At 58.9% G+C, this 16,996-nt stretch carries 16 protein-coding genes and 1 other RNA gene; 11 read left to right on the forward strand and 6 right to left on the reverse strand.

Features of this window, described 5'->3' with window-relative positions:
• The first annotated feature begins 47 nt into the window (after positions 1–47).
• Genes B5M06_RS00760 through B5M06_RS00775 form a run of 4 tightly spaced genes read left to right on the forward strand, consistent with a single transcriptional unit; the run spans position 48 to position 4,118 of the window.
• The gene (locus B5M06_RS00760) at positions 48–488 is read left to right on the forward strand and encodes a tripartite tricarboxylate transporter TctB family protein (RefSeq protein WP_077344529.1); all 441 of its coding nucleotides are present in this window, start codon (positions 48–50) and stop codon (positions 486–488) included.
• Positions 489–491: 3 nt separating this feature from the next.
• Positions 492–1,997 (forward strand): tripartite tricarboxylate transporter permease, encoded by a 1,506-nt coding sequence (locus B5M06_RS00765; protein ID WP_054064922.1) that lies wholly within the window; start codon positions 492–494, stop codon positions 1,995–1,997.
• 59 nt (positions 1,998–2,056) lie between these two features.
• Positions 2,057–2,749, forward strand: coding sequence for a response regulator transcription factor (locus B5M06_RS00770; RefSeq protein WP_054064921.1), 693 nt, complete (start codon positions 2,057–2,059; stop codon positions 2,747–2,749).
• Positions 2,730–4,118, forward strand: a complete 1,389-nt coding sequence (locus B5M06_RS00775; protein WP_054064920.1) for a sensor histidine kinase — start codon at positions 2,730–2,732, stop codon at positions 4,116–4,118. The genes B5M06_RS00770 and B5M06_RS00775 overlap by 20 nt, the downstream gene beginning before the upstream one ends.
• A gap of 114 nt (positions 4,119–4,232) precedes the next feature.
• On the opposite strand, the gene rnhA is transcribed toward B5M06_RS00775, so the two are convergent.
• Together rnhA and B5M06_RS00785 are read right to left on the reverse strand one after the other, a co-directional pair.
• A complete protein-coding gene (gene rnhA, locus B5M06_RS00780; RefSeq protein ID WP_054064919.1) occupies positions 4,233–4,682 on the reverse strand; it encodes a ribonuclease HI in 450 nt (149 codons plus the stop codon).
• Positions 4,679–5,452 (reverse strand): class I SAM-dependent methyltransferase, encoded by a 774-nt coding sequence (locus tag B5M06_RS00785; protein ID WP_054064918.1) that lies wholly within the window; start codon positions 5,450–5,452, stop codon positions 4,679–4,681. Before B5M06_RS00785 ends, rnhA begins: the two co-directional genes overlap by 4 nt.
• Here B5M06_RS00785 and gloB point away from each other — a divergent pair.
• Both gloB and B5M06_RS00795 read left to right on the forward strand, forming a co-directional pair.
• Positions 5,451–6,224, forward strand: coding sequence for a hydroxyacylglutathione hydrolase (gene gloB, locus B5M06_RS00790; protein WP_054064917.1), 774 nt, complete (start codon positions 5,451–5,453; stop codon positions 6,222–6,224). The genes B5M06_RS00785 and gloB overlap by 2 nt on opposite strands.
• Complete coding sequence (locus tag B5M06_RS00795) at positions 6,224–7,693, forward strand: transglycosylase SLT domain-containing protein (protein ID WP_054064961.1); 1,470 nt, start codon at positions 6,224–6,226, stop codon at positions 7,691–7,693. The genes gloB and B5M06_RS00795 overlap by 1 nt, the downstream gene beginning before the upstream one ends.
• Before the next feature lie 99 nt (positions 7,694–7,792).
• Here B5M06_RS00795 and recR read toward each other — a convergent pair whose 3' ends face one another.
• From recR to dnaX, 3 genes are all read right to left on the reverse strand, one after another.
• Positions 7,793–8,383 carry a recombination mediator RecR gene (recR, locus tag B5M06_RS00800; RefSeq protein WP_054064916.1) on the reverse strand — a complete coding sequence of 197 codons (591 nt, stop codon included), beginning with the start codon at positions 8,381–8,383 and terminating at the stop codon, positions 7,793–7,795.
• A 151-nt stretch (positions 8,384–8,534) separates the two neighbouring features.
• Positions 8,535–8,867 carry a YbaB/EbfC family nucleoid-associated protein gene (locus B5M06_RS00805; protein WP_054064915.1) on the reverse strand — a complete coding sequence of 111 codons (333 nt, stop codon included), beginning with the start codon at positions 8,865–8,867 and terminating at the stop codon, positions 8,535–8,537.
• A gap of 87 nt (positions 8,868–8,954) precedes the next feature.
• Positions 8,955–10,982, reverse strand: a complete 2,028-nt coding sequence (gene dnaX, locus B5M06_RS00810) for a DNA polymerase III subunit gamma/tau (protein ID WP_080025129.1) — start codon at positions 10,980–10,982, stop codon at positions 8,955–8,957.
• Between the two features lie 103 nt (positions 10,983–11,085).
• Here dnaX and ffs point away from each other — a divergent pair.
• Together ffs and B5M06_RS00820 are read left to right on the forward strand one after the other, a co-directional pair.
• An RNA gene (gene ffs / locus B5M06_RS00815) (signal recognition particle sRNA small type) lies at positions 11,086–11,181 on the forward strand.
• An 811-nt stretch (positions 11,182–11,992) separates the two neighbouring features.
• Positions 11,993–12,889, forward strand: a complete 897-nt coding sequence (locus B5M06_RS00820; protein WP_054065447.1) for a TIGR01777 family oxidoreductase — start codon at positions 11,993–11,995, stop codon at positions 12,887–12,889.
• A gap of 121 nt (positions 12,890–13,010) precedes the next feature.
• Here B5M06_RS00820 and B5M06_RS00825 read toward each other — a convergent pair whose 3' ends face one another.
• Positions 13,011–14,345, reverse strand: a complete 1,335-nt coding sequence (locus tag B5M06_RS00825) for a TIGR03862 family flavoprotein (protein WP_054065448.1) — start codon at positions 14,343–14,345, stop codon at positions 13,011–13,013.
• Between the two features lie 275 nt (positions 14,346–14,620).
• Here B5M06_RS00825 and trxA point away from each other — a divergent pair, with 275 nt between their 5' ends.
• The 3 genes from trxA to B5M06_RS00840 all read left to right on the forward strand — a co-directional run bounded on the left by trxA (position 14,621) and on the right by B5M06_RS00840 (position 16,884).
• On the forward strand, positions 14,621–14,953 hold the full coding sequence (trxA, locus tag B5M06_RS00830; protein WP_054065449.1) for a thioredoxin TrxA: 333 nt from the start codon (positions 14,621–14,623) through the stop codon (positions 14,951–14,953).
• Positions 14,954–15,237: 284 nt separating this feature from the next.
• Positions 15,238–16,500, forward strand: coding sequence for a transcription termination factor Rho (gene rho / locus B5M06_RS00835; protein ID WP_054065450.1), 1,263 nt, complete (start codon positions 15,238–15,240; stop codon positions 16,498–16,500).
• A 138-nt stretch (positions 16,501–16,638) separates the two neighbouring features.
• Positions 16,639–16,884 (forward strand): type B 50S ribosomal protein L31, encoded by a 246-nt coding sequence (locus B5M06_RS00840; protein ID WP_054065451.1) that lies wholly within the window; start codon positions 16,639–16,641, stop codon positions 16,882–16,884.
• Positions 16,885–16,996 lie beyond the last annotated feature (112 nt).

A 16,996-nucleotide genomic window follows, 5' to 3' on the forward strand; every position in this document is an offset into this window, starting at 1 on the left:
ACCTCTCCTCCATTCAAAAATAGGCCACTCTGCACAATGGAGGTGTAATGCTAAACAGAGATTTCAGAGACATTATTGCTGGCATATTCGTCTGCATCGTCGGCCTTTTCTTTGCCATAGGCGCACAGAATTACAGTTTTGGCACAGCCGCCCGTATGGGGCCTGGCTATATGCCCATGGTACTGGGCTGGGTGCTATTTGTGCTTGGCATTTTTATCATGGTTCCCGCTTTTTTCCGAAAAGGGGAACGTATTGAAGTTGACTGGGACAGTCTGCTGGCATCTACCGCTTCGCTGGTGGTATTTGCATTTAGTCTGCAGATGCTGGGTGTTTTCCTCAGCACCGTGATTGCCGTCTTGATTGCCACCATGCCAAAGCGCATGAATTTTGGCGTCAGAGGCGTGCTTGCCATTGCGATTGCCATCATTACCTCCCTGATTTTTGTGGCAGGGCTGGATATGACTATTTCCCTTTTCCCAGAATTATAAAAAATGGAATTATTTGACAACCTCTTATTAGGTCTGCGCGTTGCCTCAGACCCCACGGTACTCTGGTATTGCTTCTTCGGCGTGTTTCTGGGTACGGCCGTAGGCGTCTTGCCCGGCATTGGCGCACTGGCAGCCATTTCTCTGCTGCTGCCCATGACCTACCACATGTCACCCACTGCAGCCATCGTAATGCTGGCCGGGGTGTACTACGGCGCGCAGTATGGCGGCTCCACGGCGTCCATCCTGATGAACTTACCCGGGGGGCCTGCTGCAGCGGTGACCTGTCTGGATGGCTATCCCATGGCCAAGAAAGGCAAGGCTGGTATTGCCTTATTCATTACGACCATTGCCTCCCTGTTTGGGGCCATGTTCGGCCTTGCCCTGCTGATTCTGTTTTCACCCACCATCGCTGAGGTAGGCCTGAAGTTTGGCCCTGCTGAACTGTTCGCCATGATGGTCATGGGCCTGGTCGCAGCGTCTTCCATGGGCAGTGGCTCACCGGTCAAGGGCCTGGCCATGATGGTCATGGGCGTGCTGCTGGGCATGGTAGGCACAGATGTGAACTCCGGCGCTGCGCGCTACACCATGGATGTGCCCGAACTGATGGATGGCATCAACCTGGTGGCGCTGGCCATGGGTCTGTTTGGCGTCTCGGAAGTGGTGCGCGGCATTCACGGTCAGGATGACGCCAAGAAGGTCGAGAAAGTCACGCTGCGCTCCATGATCCCTGCCAAGCAGGAGATGAACCGCGGTTACCCCGCCATGTTCCGAGGTTCTGTCATCGGCTCCGCCTTGGGCGCACTGCCTGGCGTAGGCCCCTCGATTGCCGCCTTCATGGCCTATGCCGTAGAAAAAAAGGTCGCCAAGCGTCCCGAAGAGTTTGGGCATGGCGCCGTACAGGGCATTTCTGCACCAGAGTCGGCCAATAACGCCGCCGCGCAGACTGCCTTTGTGCCTTCGCTGTCGCTGGGCATTCCGGGCGATGCTGTCATGGCCATCATGCTGGGCGCACTGATCATTCACGGCATTCAGCCTGGCCCCACGCTCATCAACGAGCAACCCGAAATGTTCTGGGGCCTGGTCGTGAGCTTTGCCATTGGCAACATCATGCTGGTGCTGCTGAACATTCCGACCATTGGCATCTGGGTGTCACTGCTGCGCATCCCATTCAAGTGGCTCTACCCTGCCATTCTGGTGTTCGTGGCACTGGGCGTGTACAGCGTCAACAACAACAACTTTGACATCTACATGGTCGCCATCTTCGGCATTCTGGGCTATCTGTTCATGCTGCTGCGCTTTGAAGCTGCGCCACTGCTGCTGGGCTATATCCTCGGGCCCATGGTGGAAGAGAACCTGCGCCGCACGCTGCTGCTCTCGCGTGGCGACCCCAGCATCTTTTTTGAGCGCCCCATCAGCGCTACCCTGCTGGCCATTACGGCCGCCATGCTGTGCTGGACCCTCTTCAAGTTTTTACAGCGCACGCTGCGCAGAAGATACATTCCAAGCTAAGCTCCAAGCTTCATAGCCCCCAACCCCTGCAGCACTTTTTTGCTCAGGGGTTTCAATCCATGAAAAATATTTTATTGATTGAAGACGATACCGAGATTGCGCAATATATTTGCGAAAATCTTTTATCGACTGAATATTCGATCACCCACATTACCAATGGCAGCGAAGGCCTGAAAGCAGCACTATCTCAACCCTGGGATGTGGTACTGCTTGACCGCATGCTACCGAATGAAGTGGATGGCCTCGATATTCTGAAAGCCATGCGTGCCATGGGCCACCAGTGGCCTGTGATTGTGGTCAGCGCTCTGGGGCAAACCGAAGAGCGTGTGCGCTGCCTCAAAGCAGGGGCTGATGATTATCTTCCCAAACCATTTTTAATGGAAGAACTGGAAGCACGCATCGAAGCCGTCATGCGCCGCAGCAACTCCACCGCGCAGGAGCAGGCACACACACTGACACTTGGTAATTTACGCATAGATTTGCTCAAACACACCGTACATCGCGGCGAAGAAAAAATACCACTCAATACCCGTGAATTTAAATTACTGGCTTATCTGATCAAAAATGCTGGCCAGACTGTTACGCGCAGCATGGTGCTGGAAAATATCTGGGAATATGATTTCCAGCCCGAGACCAATATTATCGACGTGCACATCAGCCATTTGCGCCAGAAAATAGATGGCAAAAATGGGCCATCTGTTATTCGCACGGTGCGCGGCGTAGGGTACAGCATTGACATCCCCACGCCTTAAGGGCCTGCAGCATACCTGGCAATCCAGCTCGTTCCGGCTGGCACTGGGCTTTGGCATCATGGTGCTCGCCATCCTCGCAGGCATCTTCAGCGTGTACTACGTGGAAATCGTAGGCCGCGTCAGCCAGCAGCTCGATGACTATGCCATGCGCACCAGCAAGCGCCTGCTGAGCACCTACGCGCAGCAAGGTCCACTGGGCCTGAAAAACGAAATTGATACCTTGCTGGCCGATGGCATCGACAGCCAGACCGAAGTGCTGATTCTGCAAAGCGCTGACGGCCAGGTCTGGGCTGGCAATGCCGTAGCCACCCTGGCAGGACTGCAGCCTGGCCCTCACCTGCAGGATGTAGCGCTGGAGCAGGAAACGCGCAGCTTCATGGGCCGGGTGCAACTGCATCTGCTGGACGATGGCCGCTACCTGCTTGCAGGCAGTGATCTGCAGCCGCTCACCGACATTCGCGACCGCTACTTCAAAGCCACTGGCACGGCACTGGCACTGGTCATCGTGCTGTCGCTGGCTGCGGCCCTGGGCTTTCGCCGCCTGATGGACCAGCGCGCCGCTGCCTTGCGCCGCGCCATGCATCAGGCAGGCAAGGGCAATCTGCACTTTCGCCTGCCGCCCAATGCCCACCAGGACGAATTCAGCCGACTGGAGCAGGACATCAACACCATGCTCGAACAGCTCGAGCAGCTGGTGCATGGCATACGCCACGTCTCCAACATGGTGGCGCACAACCTGCGCACCCCGCTGAACCGCACGCTACGCCACATTCAGGCGGCCACGGATGGGCCACCGGCCCTGCGCCAGGCACAACTGGAGCTGGCGCAGGCCGAGCTGCAGCAACTCAGTCGCCTGTTCACCAAAATGCTGCTGCTGGCAGAGGTGGAGTCTGGCATCGGCCAGCAGCGCTTTGAGCGCATGGCCATACGCACCGTGCTGCAGGACGTGCTGGAGTATTACGAGCCTATTTTTGTAGAGCGCGGCGTACAGTTGCATACCCACTGGGACTGCGAAGGCTGGGTCATGGCCGAGTCACACCTGCTGGCCAATGCGCTGTCCAATCTGCTGGACAACTTTCTCAAATATGGTGGCAATACAGAAGGCCTGCTGCAGCTGGATGTGCGCCTGTATCAGCAGCAGGGGCAAGTCATCTTGCTGCTGCGTGACCATGGGCACGGTGTGCCTGAGGAGGTTCTGCCACGGCTGGGCAGCCACTTCTTTCGCGCCAGCAGCCATCAGCATCTACCAGGGCACGGCATTGGCCTGGCCAGCGTGCGCGCCATCATGCAGCTGCATCAGGGTAGCATCGTCTGGCGCAATGCATCGCCAGGCCTGGAAACCCGCATCACGCTGCCAGCCGCTTCATAAAAAGAAGCTGCTACCGCAGAAAAACAAAGGGATTCAGATAGTTTTCCATCTGAATCCCTTTAATTTTGAGCGCTAGCCGCTCTATTTTTTAGAGCCCGCAGCTTGGATTAGGTATCAAATGCGTCCCAGCGCCAGATCAACGCCCTTGTTCGCCAGTTCATCCGCCTTTTCATTGCCGGGGTCACCTGCATGGCCCTTGACCCAGTGCCAGGCAATGCGGTGGCCTGCTGTGCTGACCAGGTGATCCAGTTCCTGCCACAGCTCGGCATTTTTGACGGGCTGCTTCGCCGCAGTCTTCCAGCCCTTGGCTTTCCAGCCGTGGATCCACTCCGTAATACCCTTGCGCACATATTCGCTGTCCAGATACAGCGCCACATCACAGGGGCGCTTGAGTGCGCGCAGTGCCTCAATCACAGCGGTCAGCTCCATGCGGTTGTTGGTGGTGTTCAGTTCACCGCCGAACAATTCCTTGCGATGGGGCCCTGCCTGCAGCAGCACCCCCCAGCCACCAGGGCCAGGATTGCCCTTGCAGGCCCCATCTGTGTAAATCACGACTTGGTTCAAATTTCTTTCCTTTGTGGTGCCTGCTGGCAAGCGGCTGCTGCCGCAGCCTTGGGCGCCGTCTTGTGCTTGCGCCATGCCGGCTCGAGCAGTCGCATGCCATGCACCTTTTTCACTGCCAGCACGCAGTATGCACCGCCCAGCACAGGCCACGCCTTGTGACCCAGCTTGTCCAGCCAGCGCCAGCGCTCAAGCCACACCTCAGACTCCACGGCAGGCGCATGGCAGCCAAAGTCCACGGCCTCCACATCCATGGCCAGCACCTGCAGCCACTCGCGCACCCGCAGATAGGAAAGCCCCTGCCAGGCATTGAGCGACGGTGCCCTAACGCGCTCCAGGCCGTGCTGCAGCCCCCACAGGCTGAAAGGGTTCAGCCCGAACAGCAGCAGCCGCCCTTCAGGCACCAGCACCCGCACTGCCTCGCGCAGCACTGCGTGCGGGTTCTGGCACAGCTCCAGCGTATGCGGTAGCACCAGCAGGTCCAGACTGGCCTCTGCAAACGGTAAAGCCTCAGGCGCGCAGCATAAATGCGCCTGCAACTGCTCTTGGCAAGCTAGACTTTCAGGGTTTAAATCCATGCTGGGCATGGCCAGCCACTGATGGGGCATGCGGTTTTGCCGCAAGGCCTGCAGCTGCGGCAAGCCCAGCTGCAGACTGTGATAGCCGAAAATGTCTGCCACCGCCTCGTCGCACCGCTGCTGCTCCCATTCCAGCAGATAGCGGCCAAAAGCCGTTGCCATCCACGGATGCTCTTTCTGACTTGACTCACTCATGAATCTGCTGCCGTTGTCCGCGTTCTCTGACAATTACATCTGGCTGCTGCACAACGGCAAACAAGCCCTGGTGGTAGATCCCGGAGACGCTGCCCCCGTTCTTGCCGCACTGCAGGCACATGGCCTGCAACTGCAAGCCATTCTAGTGACCCACCACCATGCCGATCATGTAGGAGGGGTGAACAAACTGCGCAGCGCCACTGGCGCAACCGTTTACGGCCCAGCCTACGAAACCCTGCCCGAGCCCGTCATCCGCGTGGATGCCAGCACCGAGCTGCAGCTGCTGGGCCTGAACTGGCGCGTACTGGAAGTGCCAGGCCACACCGCTGGTCATATTGCGTGGTATTGCGAACCTGCAGGCCAAGCTCCCATCCTGTTTTGCGGCGACACCTTGTTTTCGGGCGGCTGCGGCCGCCTGTTTGAAGGCACGCCCGAGCAGATGCATGCCTCACTGCAGCAGCTGGCACAGCTGCCGGGCCACACCCGCGTGGCCTGCGCCCATGAATACACGCTGAGCAATCTGAAATTTGCCTGCGCCGTGGAACCAAGCAATGCCGACCTGCTCCAATACCGCGCGCATTGCGAAGCCCTGCGCCAGCAGCAGCTGCCCACGCTGCCTTCCACACTGGCTCAGGAACTGGCAATCAACCCTTTTCTGCGTTGTGACGTTAAACAAGTCGTGCAAAGCGCACTGCGCTTTCGACCCGACACCCACCCTCAAAACCCCGCCAGTGTGCTTGCCACGCTGCGCGAATGGAAAAACGCATTCTGATGAACTTGCGCCATCTTCTTCTTGCCATCAGCGTGGCCGTGCTCGCTGGCTGCGCAAGCTCGCCACCCGCCAAATTTGACGGACCACTCAAACCCATCACCCCTGTCAAGACTGGCACCTCCAAGGTCGTCCCCCTGGAGTCCAACCACGATCTGTGGGAGCGCATCCGCCGCGGCTTTGCCATTCCAGACCTAGACCACGAACTCGTGCCAGTGCAGGAAAAGTGGTACAGCTCACGGCCCGAGTACATCGAGCGCATGACCACCCGCTCGAGCAAGTACCTGTTCCATATTGTTGAAGAGCTGGAGCAGCGCAACATGCCCATGGAGCTGGCACTGCTGCCCTATATCGAAAGTGCCTTCAACCCGCAGGCTGTCTCCAGTGCCAAGGCTGCAGGCATCTGGCAGTTCATGCCCGCGACAGGTTCGTACTTCGACCTCACGCAAAATGCCTTCCGCGATGACCGCCGCAACGTGCTGGCTTCGACGCGCGCTGCCCTGGACTATCTGGAAAAGCTCTACGGCATGTTTGGTGACTGGCAGCTGGCACTTGCTGCCTACAACTGGGGCGAAGGCAATGTGATGCGCGCCATCAAGCGCAACCAGCGCCAGGGCCTGGGCACCAGCTATGCCGAGCTGAATATGCCCAACGAGACACGCAACTACGTGCCCAAGCTGCAGGCTGTCAAGAACATCATCGCCAACCCCGAAAAGTACCAGCTTGAGCTGCCCTATATCGAGAACCACCCCTACTTCCAGGTGGTGGAGATCAAGCGCGACATGGACGTTGAGCTGGTCGCACGTCTGGCAGACGTGCGCCTCGAAGACTTCAAGGCTCTGAACCCTTCGTTTCATCGTCCCACCATCTTTGCCGGCGGCACCACACAGATTCTGCTGCCCTGGGACAACGCCAAAGTCTTCCAGCGCAACCTGGAAGCCTATAACGACGATCAGTACGCCAGCTGGACCGTATGGGTAGCCCCCAGCACCATGACAGTGGCCCAGGCCGCTGACCGCGTGGGCATGAGCGAGGCCGATCTGCGCAGCGTCAACCGCATTCCACCGCGCATGATGATCAAGGCGGGGTCTGCCCTGATGGTGCCTCGCACCTCGCAGCACATGGGTGATGTGGCCTCACACATTGCAGACAACGGCAAGATTGCCTTTGCGCCCGAAGTCACCAATGTCACCCGACGCACCAGTGTCAAGGTCCGCAGGGGCGACTCCATGGCCCGCGTCGCACGCCGCAATGGGGTGAGCGTGGCCGATCTGGCACGCTGGAACTCCCTCAAGACCAACTCCCAGCTCAAGGCGGGTCAGTCATTGAGCATCTACAAGACCGTGCGCATGGCTGCCAATACCTCTGGTCAAAAGGCCAGCAAGAACAGGCAGGCCAGCACGACCAAGAAGCCTGCCAATGCCAAGGTGGCTCAGAAAGCCAAGAGCAGCACCACCAAGAAAAAGCGCTGAACTGCGCTGATACCTGACCACAACGCCCCGCCCCTCGCGGGGCGTTGTTTTAGAGCTGCAAACACAAGGCAGCAAATCACAGGTGTGCATTTGCGGCCCTTATCTGCGCTCCACCAGCGCGTGGGCAATCGTGCCCAGATCCACATATTCCAGCTCACTGCCCACAGGCACGCCCCGCGCCAGGCGCGTCACCTGCACATGGCGCCCCTGCAGCAGCTCGGTAATGGCATGCGCCGTGGCCTCGCCCTCGGTGGTAAAGCTGGTGGCCAGAATCACTTCCTGCACATTGCCATCGGTCACGCGCTGCAGCAGCTGCGGCAGGCCAATGTCCTTGGCCCCTACTCCATCCATGGGAGAGATCCGCCCCATCAGCACAAAGTAGTAGCCCTGATAGGCTCCTGTGCGCTCCATGGCTGCTAGGTCTGCCGGTGTTTCCACCACGCACAGGCGCGCGGCATCACGCCCAACGTCTTCGCAGATCGGGCAGATGGTGTTGTGCGTGAAGGTGTTGCAGCGGCTGCAGTGCTGTACCGAATCCACCGCCTCCATCAATGCACGCGAGAGCACGCGTGCGCCTTCCTGGTCGCGCTGCATGAGGTAAAAAGCCATGCGCTGCGCAGACTTGATGCCCACGCCGGGCAAACGGCGCAGCGCCTGAATCAGCGGGTCCAGAGGTTGCAGATCTGACATCGTCCCTATCCAAAGAAAAAGGGAAAGCACATAGCTTTCCCTTCAGATGTATTGCACGCTTGACTGGTACCGTTCACACCATCCAGCCACACGCAGATCTGCGCTCAGAGCAGGCCGGGCAACGGTGCCGCAATATGTAAGTGAGCGGGTCTTAGAAGGGGAACTTCATGCCACCGGGCAGACCAGGCATGCCAGCGGTCAGCTTGGACATTTTTTCGTTCGAGGTCTCTTCAGCCTTGCGCACGGCAGCGTTAAAGGCTGCAGCCACCAAGTCTTCCAGCATGTCCTTGTCTTCTGCCAGCAGGCTGGGGTCAATGGTCACGCGCTTGACGTCGTGCTTGCAAGTCATCACCACCTTGACCAAGCCAGCACCCGACTCGCCTTCGACTTCGATATTGCCCAGCTCTTCCTGTGCCTTCTTCAAGTTGTCCTGCATGGCCTGAGCTTGCTTCATCAAACCGGCAAGTTGTCCTTTGTTGAACATGGTTGGTTTCCTTTTGTTGAACGTGTCACGTAAAAATCAAAGAGGCCAATAGTGCCATGACTTGGGCCGACCTCTTCGCTGTTAAACCTATACCGGCCGAATGCTACCGGGCACGATGCTCGCCCCCAGGCTCTGCACCAGGTGCTGCACCTTCGGGTCGCTGTGCACAATGGCCTCGGCCTGTTTCTGCCGTGCTTCGGCATGTGCCTTGTCGCGCAGGGCAGGCGTATCCGTCGCCAGACCGCTTTCCACCTGCAAGCTGGTGCAGTCTGTCACCTGCGACAGTGCTTTTAGCAAGCGCTCGCGTGTGGTGGTCTGGTTCAGCGAGCTGCGCTGCACACGCAGCGTCCACACGCCACCCTCACGCGCTACCAGCTGCGCCTGCATGGCCAGCTGGCGCACCAGCGCCACGATGGTCTGCGCCTCATCCAGCTGCTTGACCACGGCATACCAGACATCGCCCAGCGGGGTAGTCTGCAGCATATCGCTGGCCGCAGGCTCTGCGGATGCCTGTACCTGGGCCGCAGACACAGGCGCGGCGGCGTAGGGCTCGGCCTCCATGGGTACATCCACCCACGCAGGCGGCTCCTGGCTGTCGAAGGACTGCGGCGCATCCATGGCCTCAGGCGGCAGTTCTTCCCATGGGGGTGGCTCATCCTGAGGAGCTGCCATTTTGGCCAGGGCAACTTCCGCTGGCGCAGCCTCCTCCACAGGCTCTGCAGCAGCAGGCGCTGCTTCGGCAAGAATTTCCTGCACCACGACCTCCTGCGCCACCACCTGCGGATGAGATTCAGCCACTACAGCAGGCTGTGGCTGTGGCTGTGGCTGTGGCTGTGGCTGTGGCTGTGGCTGTGGCTGTGGCTGTGGCTGTGGCTGTGGCTGTGGCTGTGGCTGTGGCTGTGGCTGTGGCTGTGGCTGTGGCTGTGGTGCAGTTTTAGGCTGACTGGGCGGCAGTTCAGGCAGATTCAGTGTTTTTTTTTCAGCCGGTGCTGTAGCAGCTGCTTGACCCTGCGGCTTGAAAGCCAGCAGACGCAGCAGCGCCATGGTCAGGGCGGCATATTCATCGGGGGCCAGCCCCAGTTCCTGGCGGCCATGCAGACAGATGCTGTAGAGCAACTGGGTTTCATCAGCAGGCATGGCCTGCGCCAGCTCCAGCATCTGCACGGCATCCGGGTCGGTGGCATCGGTGGCAGCCGCCATATCTGGCACGGCCTGCAGCACGGCCATGCGCTGCAGCACGCTGGCCATTTCTTCCAGCGTGGAAGCGGCAGAGATACCGTTGTGGCGCAATGCATCCACGGTTTCCACCACAGTACGGCCATCGCCCTGCGACAGCGCGCCAATCAGACGAAACACATAGCCACGGTCCACACTGCCCAGCATCTGGCGCACGGCTGCTTCCTGCAGCTGGCCACAGCCAAAGGCAATGGCCTGATCCGTCAACGACAGTGCATCGCGCATGGAACCGCGCGCGGCACGAGAGAGCAGCTTGAGCGCCTGGGGCTCTGCGGGAATGCTTTCCTTGGCCAGCACCTGCGTCAGGTGCTCAAACACGGTCTCGGGTGCCATGGGCCGCAGATTGAACTGCAGGCAGCGCGAGAGCACCGTGACCGGCACCTTCTGCGGATCAGTCGTAGCCAGCACAAACTTGAGGTACTCGGGCGGCTCCTCCAGCGTCTTCAACATGGCGTTGAAGGCGGTGTTGGTGAGCATGTGCACCTCGTCGATCATGAAGACCTTGAAGCGCCCCTGCACGGGCTTGTACACCGCCTGCTCCAGCAGGCTTTGCACCTCATCCACACCACGGTTGGAGGCCGCGTCCAGCTCGATATAGTCAGGAAAGCGGCCGCTATCAATTTCAGTACATGCAGGGCAGACACCACAAGGCGTAGCTGTGATTCCACCCTTGCCATCTGGCCCGGTGCAATTGACGGACTTGGCAAAAATACGCGAGACCGTGGTCTTGCCCACACCACGTGTGCCAGTGAACAAGTACGCATGGTGCAGACGCTGCTGCGTCAGCGCGTTGCCCAGCGCCTGCACGACGTGCTCCTGCCCCACCATTTCGGCGAAGTTGCGGGGACGGTATTTACGAGCGAGCACGAGATAAGACATAGGCGCTGATTCTACGGTCTGCCAGCCTGGCAAGCCCTGGGCAGGCAGTTTTATCTGCTCATGTCACATCTTCGAGACGCAAACACCCCTATAATCCATCTCTGACAGGCCCCCTCGCATGGGGAAGCAGCCAACCGGGTCAGGTGGGGAACCAAGCAGCCCTAACTGTGAAACCAGTGCCGAGGTAAGGCTTGTCAACTTCTCTCAGGGATTTCTTTGGCAATCAAAGAGTTATCTATCCCCAAGCCCCCTTCAGTTCTTTCTGCATCACTCTGGTGTGCCACTTTGTCCTATCCAGACATCGTTGATGCATCTGTGGCGTCCCTCATTGGACTGCATCGCCAGAGCGGTATCTACGACCTAAGCATCGTTGCACCCAAAGACCTTGGTGCTAGGTGGGCGCGTAAGCATTGCCAGTACAAACTACACAAGGTGTCCTTGAACCGCTCCTGTGGATGGGGGCAGAGAAGTCAACACCCTATTTTTGTGACATGTCAGCAGGGCTGTTTGAGGGCGGTTAGAAACCAACCGATTTCCAACAACTTTTGGACTTAGCCTCTAAAAGGCTACGCAAGTTTTCAATCTCTTCCGTTAATGCGACGAATAGCCTGCGAAACATAATCAAAGGCAGCTCAGAAATCACCCTCCAAAAAACAGTTTCCCCTTGGGAGACTCAAGCCCTATTCCACGTGCCACTTCACTGTGTCACTTTGGTCTAAAAGGGTCTGACAGGCCCCCTCGCATGGGGAAGCAGCCAACCGGATCAGGTAGGGAACCAAGCCGCCTTAAGCTCCAACAGACCTCAGTGCCAAATTTCAGCGCAGCAGTATCCACAAAAACGCCTGAGAGCTTCAGCCTCACCCAAACCACTGCAGATCACAGCTCCGCACAGGGCATATTCCGCCCACGACAGCTGAGGCACACTACGGGCAACAAGTTGTGTGGGCCATGCGAACAATGCCCCAAGCTTGGTAGAACTTTCCCCCTTCCGTGCTTCAAGGAAACATCCCATGCGTATTTTGCTGACGGGTGGCACTGGCCTGATAGGCCGCGCCCTTTGCCAGTACTGGCATGCTCAAGGCCATGAGCTGTGGGTCTTGAGCCGCAGCCCCAGCCAGGTGCCACAGCTGTGCAGCGGCGCTCAAGGCGTGCAGGCCTTCAGCGAGCTACCTCAGACCGCTTTTGATGCCGTCATCAACCTGGCAGGCGCCCCCATTGCCGACCGCCCCTGGACACAGGCGCGGCGCGACATGCTCTGGCGCAGCCGTGTAGACCTCACCCGCACGCTGGTGGACTGGATGCGCCAGCAGAGCACGCCACCACGGGTCTTGATCTCTGGCTCTGCCGTAGGCTGGTATGGCGATGGTGGCGACAAGCTGCTGGATGAAAGCAGCTCCAGCAGCCTGCCAGACTTTGGCAGCCAGCTGTGTGATGCCTGGGAGCAGGAGGCGCACAAAGCCAGCCTGCTCGGCGTGCGCGTGGTGCTGCTGCGCATTGCGCCGGTACTGTCTGCCCATGGCGGCATGCTGCAGCGGCTGCTGCCGCTTTACAAAATGGGCTTGGGCGGGCGACTGGGCAGCGGCCAGCAATGGATACCGTGGATACATCTGGATGACCAGGTCCGCATCATTGACAGCTTGCTGCAGCGTGAAGATTGCTCCGGCGTCTTCAATGCCTGCGCCCCGGAGCCCGTGCGCAATATGCAGTTTGCGCAGACGCTGGCCCAGACCTTGCACAGACCAGCGCTGATTCCCACACCCGCCTGGGCATTGCGGTTGCTTTTGGGGGAGATGTCTGTACTGCTGCTGGGCGGTCAGCACCTGGCACCTCGCCGCCTGCAGGAGGCTGGTTTTACCTGGCAGTATCCGCAGCTGCAGCAGGCACTCCACAACCTGCTGGCAAGCTAGACAGCAAGCCGCCTTCCGGAATAAGCACTTTTATAAAAATAGCTGCCAGCGCTTGATTCATAAGGTTTTCAGATAGAAATATCTTTGAAAACACCGTACATCAAGCGCTGGCAGCTATCAGTTATGAAGCCAGATAGGTCTGAATACCACGTGCCGCGCGCACGCCTGTGGCAAAGCAGGCCGTGAGCAGATAGCCGCCTGTGGGCGCTTCCCAGTCAATCATCTCGCCAGCACAGAACACGCCAGGCAGTGCCTTGCACATCAACTGCTCATCCATGGCCGCCCACATCACACCACCGGCCGTGCTGATGGCTTCATCCATGGGGCGTGCTGCCACCACGGTAATGGGCAGCGCCTTGATGGCCTGCGCCAGCTTGGCGGGGTCCTGCATGGATTCCTTGCTCAGCACTTCATACAGCAGCGCCAGCTTGACGCCATCCAGCCCCAGTCGGCCCTTGAGGTGGTTGGACAGGCTGCGCGAGCCACGGGGGTGGCGCACTTCCTGCAGCACCTTGTCGTGCGAGAAGGCGGGCAGCAGATCCAGCTCCAACGTAGCACTGCCCGTGAGCAAGATCTCATCGCGCAGCAGGTTGGACAGCGCATAAATCAGGCTACCTTCCACGCCAGTGGCCGTGGCCACAAACTCGCCCTTGCGCTCAAAGCTGCGCCCCAGACTGTCCGTAAAGCGAATCGCCACTGACTTGAGCGGCGCGCCTGCATAGCGCTCAGTGAACAGCGCACTCCAGCCCTTGGGCGGCGCAGACTTGCTGCCGATCAGTTCCTGGAAAAAAGCGCGGCGGGTGGCCGTTTCTGGCATGGCGGCCGCAGGCTGGCCCACATCAAAGCCGCAGTTGGTGGACTGCAGCGCTGCCACCTGCACGCCCTTGGCCTGCAGCAGCGGCACCCAGCTGCCGTCCGAGCCCAGACGCGCCCAGCTGCCGCCGCCCAGCGCCAGCAGCGTAGCCTTGGCCTGCACAGGCTGCACACCGGCAGGCGTTTCCATCAGAAGGTGTTTGGCATCGTCCCAGCCCTTCCACAGATGGCGCATATGGAACACCACGCCTTGCGCACGCAGGCGTGCCAGCCAGGTACGCAGCAGGGGCGCAGCCTTCATCTCCGTGGGGAATACACGGCCCGAGGTACCCACAAAAGTGCCAATACCCAGCCCATCGGCCCAGGCGCGCAGCTGGTCTGCGCCAAAGTCCTGCAGCAGTGGCTGCAGCATGGGCTGCGACTCGCCATAGCGCTCAACAAAGCGCTCAAAGGCTTCAGAGTGCGTCAGGTTCAGACCGCCCTTGCCTGCCAGCAGGAACTTGCGCCCCACCGATGCCTTGCCGTCAAACACATGCACGGACACGCCCCGGGCTGACAGCTGCTCGGCAGCCATCAGCCCGGCCGGGCCAGCTCCGACGATGGCAACCTCACACTGCAATGGTGGCAGAACGGCAACAGACATACTCAAACCCTGAACTTTCAACAAATAACAACGACGCAGAACGCCAAAGGGCGTGCAGCATACCGCCAGACGCAAGGCCCATGCTGCCTCCAGACCATGTGCAGGCGGCGCCCCCTTTGCAAAGCATTGTCAGCAGCTATGGCAGACATAGGAACACCCCCAGCCCTTAACCGGAATCCGGACTTTGGTTTCTGTCACAATTGATGCAGTTTTCGCGTGCGGCAGCTGCCGTGCGCAGCACACGACATAGACCCAAATCTCAAGGAAACCTCCCCATGGCAAGCGAACTCATCAAGCATGTCACCGACGCCAGCTTTGAAGCTGACGTGCTGCAGCCCGGCACTACCGTGCTGGTGGACTTCTGGGCCGAATGGTGCGGTCCCTGCAAGATGATTGCGCCCATTCTGGACGACGTCGCCCAGGCTTATGAAGGCAAGATCACCATTGCCAAGATGAATGTGGATGAAAACCGCGAAATCCCTGCCAAGTTCGGCATCCGCGGCATTCCTACGCTGATGGTGTTCAAGAACGGCGAGCTGGTAGCCACCAAGGTGGGCGCCATGGCCAAGCCTCAGCTGACGGCTTTCATCGACCAGCAAATCGCCTAATCGGCATGGCCGGAGCCTGCGCACTGCAGCTCCGGCCTCCTGCATTCAGACCCTCAACACCCTGCTTTTCTTTCTCACAAGATCAGCGCAAATTGCCCCACTGTCAGGACGCGTGCAATTTGCTTTCTTTTCCTGTCATAATCGACGCCTGATCACGGCCCAATGCATGGGCGTCCGCTCCTGATCATCTTGGCAAGCCATCGACGTACTGCGCTTCCCGCCGAATACTCTGGCATTCGCCACCTCCCCAGATTTCTTTGAAACTCCGCTAGGAGTAACTCCAGATGCACCTTAACGAACTCAAGGCACTGCACGTGTCTGAAGTGTTGAAGCAGGCCGAAGAATTAGGCATTGAAAATACCGGCCGCATGCGCAAACAGGAATTGATGTTTGCCATCATCAAAAAGCGCGCTAAGGCTGGTGAACAAGTATTTGCTGACGGCGTGCTGGAAATCCTGCCCGACGGCTTCGGCTTTCTGCGCAGCCCCGACACCAGCTTCACCGCAAGCACCGACGACATCTACATCTCCCCCAGCCAGGTGCGCCGCTTCAACCTGCACACCGGCGACATGATCGAAGGTGAAGTGCGCACGCCCAAGGATGGCGAGCGCTACTTTGCCCTGACCAAGCTGGACAAGGTCAACGGCAACTCTCCTGAATCGAACAAGCACAAGGTGATGTTCGAGAACTTGACGCCGCTGTTCCCCAAGGAACAGATGAAGCTCGAGCGCGAGATCAAGTCCGAAGAGAACATCACCGGCCGCATCATCGACATCATCGCCCCTATCGGTCGTGGTCAGCGCGCGCTGATCGTTGCCCCTCCCAAGAGCGGCAAGACCATGATGATGCAGCACATTGCCCACGCCATCACGGCCAACAACCCCGACGTGCACCTGATGGTGCTGCTGGTGGACGAGCGCCCTGAAGAAGTGACGGAAATGCAGCGTTCGGTGCGCGGCGAAATCATTGCCTCGACCTTCGACGAACCTGCCACCCGCCACGTCCACGTGGCCGAGATGGTGATCGAGCGCGCCAAGCGCCTGGTCGAGCTGAAGAAAGACGTGGTCATCCTGCTGGACTCCATCACCCGTCTGGCCCGTGCCTACAACAACGTCGTGCCTTCGTCGGGCAAGGTGCTGTCTGGTGGTGTGGACTCCAACGCTCTGCATCGCCCCAAGCGCTTCTTTGGCGCAGCGCGCAATGTGGAAGAAGGCGGCTCGCTGACCATCATCGCCACCGCACTGGTCGACACTGGTTCGCGCATGGACGAAGTGATCTTTGAAGAATTCAAGGGCACCGGTAACTGCGAAATCCACCTCAGCCGCCGTCTGTACGAAAAGCGCGTCTTCCCTGCGATCGAGCTGTCCAAGTCGGGCACCCGCCGCGAAGAACTGCTGCTGCCGCCTGAAGTGCTGCAAAAGACCCGTATCCTGCGTCAATTCATGTACAACATGGACGAAATCGAGGCCATGGAGCTGATGATGAAGAACATGAAGCAGACCAAGAACAATGTCGAGTTCTTCGACATGATGCGTCGCGGCGGCTAATCCATCCGTCTGCTGTGCAGACAATTGGCCCCTCAAGCTATAATGAGGGGCTTTTTTCTGCGGTAAGTATGTGGGATTTATTTGAAGCAATGGTTGCTTCAGGTCCGATACGGCTGCCGCACTTGCTAAAGGAAGATTATGAAAGAAGGCATCCACCCCGATTACCGCGAAGTTCTGTTCGTGGACATGTCCAACGGTTTCAAGTTCGTGACACGTTCCTGCGTGCCCAGCAAGGAAACTGAGACTTTCGAAGGTAAGGAATATCCTCTGTTCAAGCTGGATACCACTTCTGAATCTCACCCCTTCTACACTGGCACTCAAAAGTCGGTGGACAACATGGGCGGCCGTGTGGAGCGCTTCCGCAACCGCTTCGGCAAGAAGTAATTTTTTTGCTTCCCCGCCAAAAGGCAGCCCGGGCAACCAGGCTGCCTTTTTTTCTTGCCTCCTGCGCACAGCGCGCATGCACCCAGCGACTGCACACTCGCAGCAGTCATGG

The organism is Comamonas kerstersii, assembly GCF_002056725.1.
Classification (GTDB): domain Bacteria; phylum Pseudomonadota; class Gammaproteobacteria; order Burkholderiales; family Burkholderiaceae_C; genus Comamonas; species Comamonas kerstersii.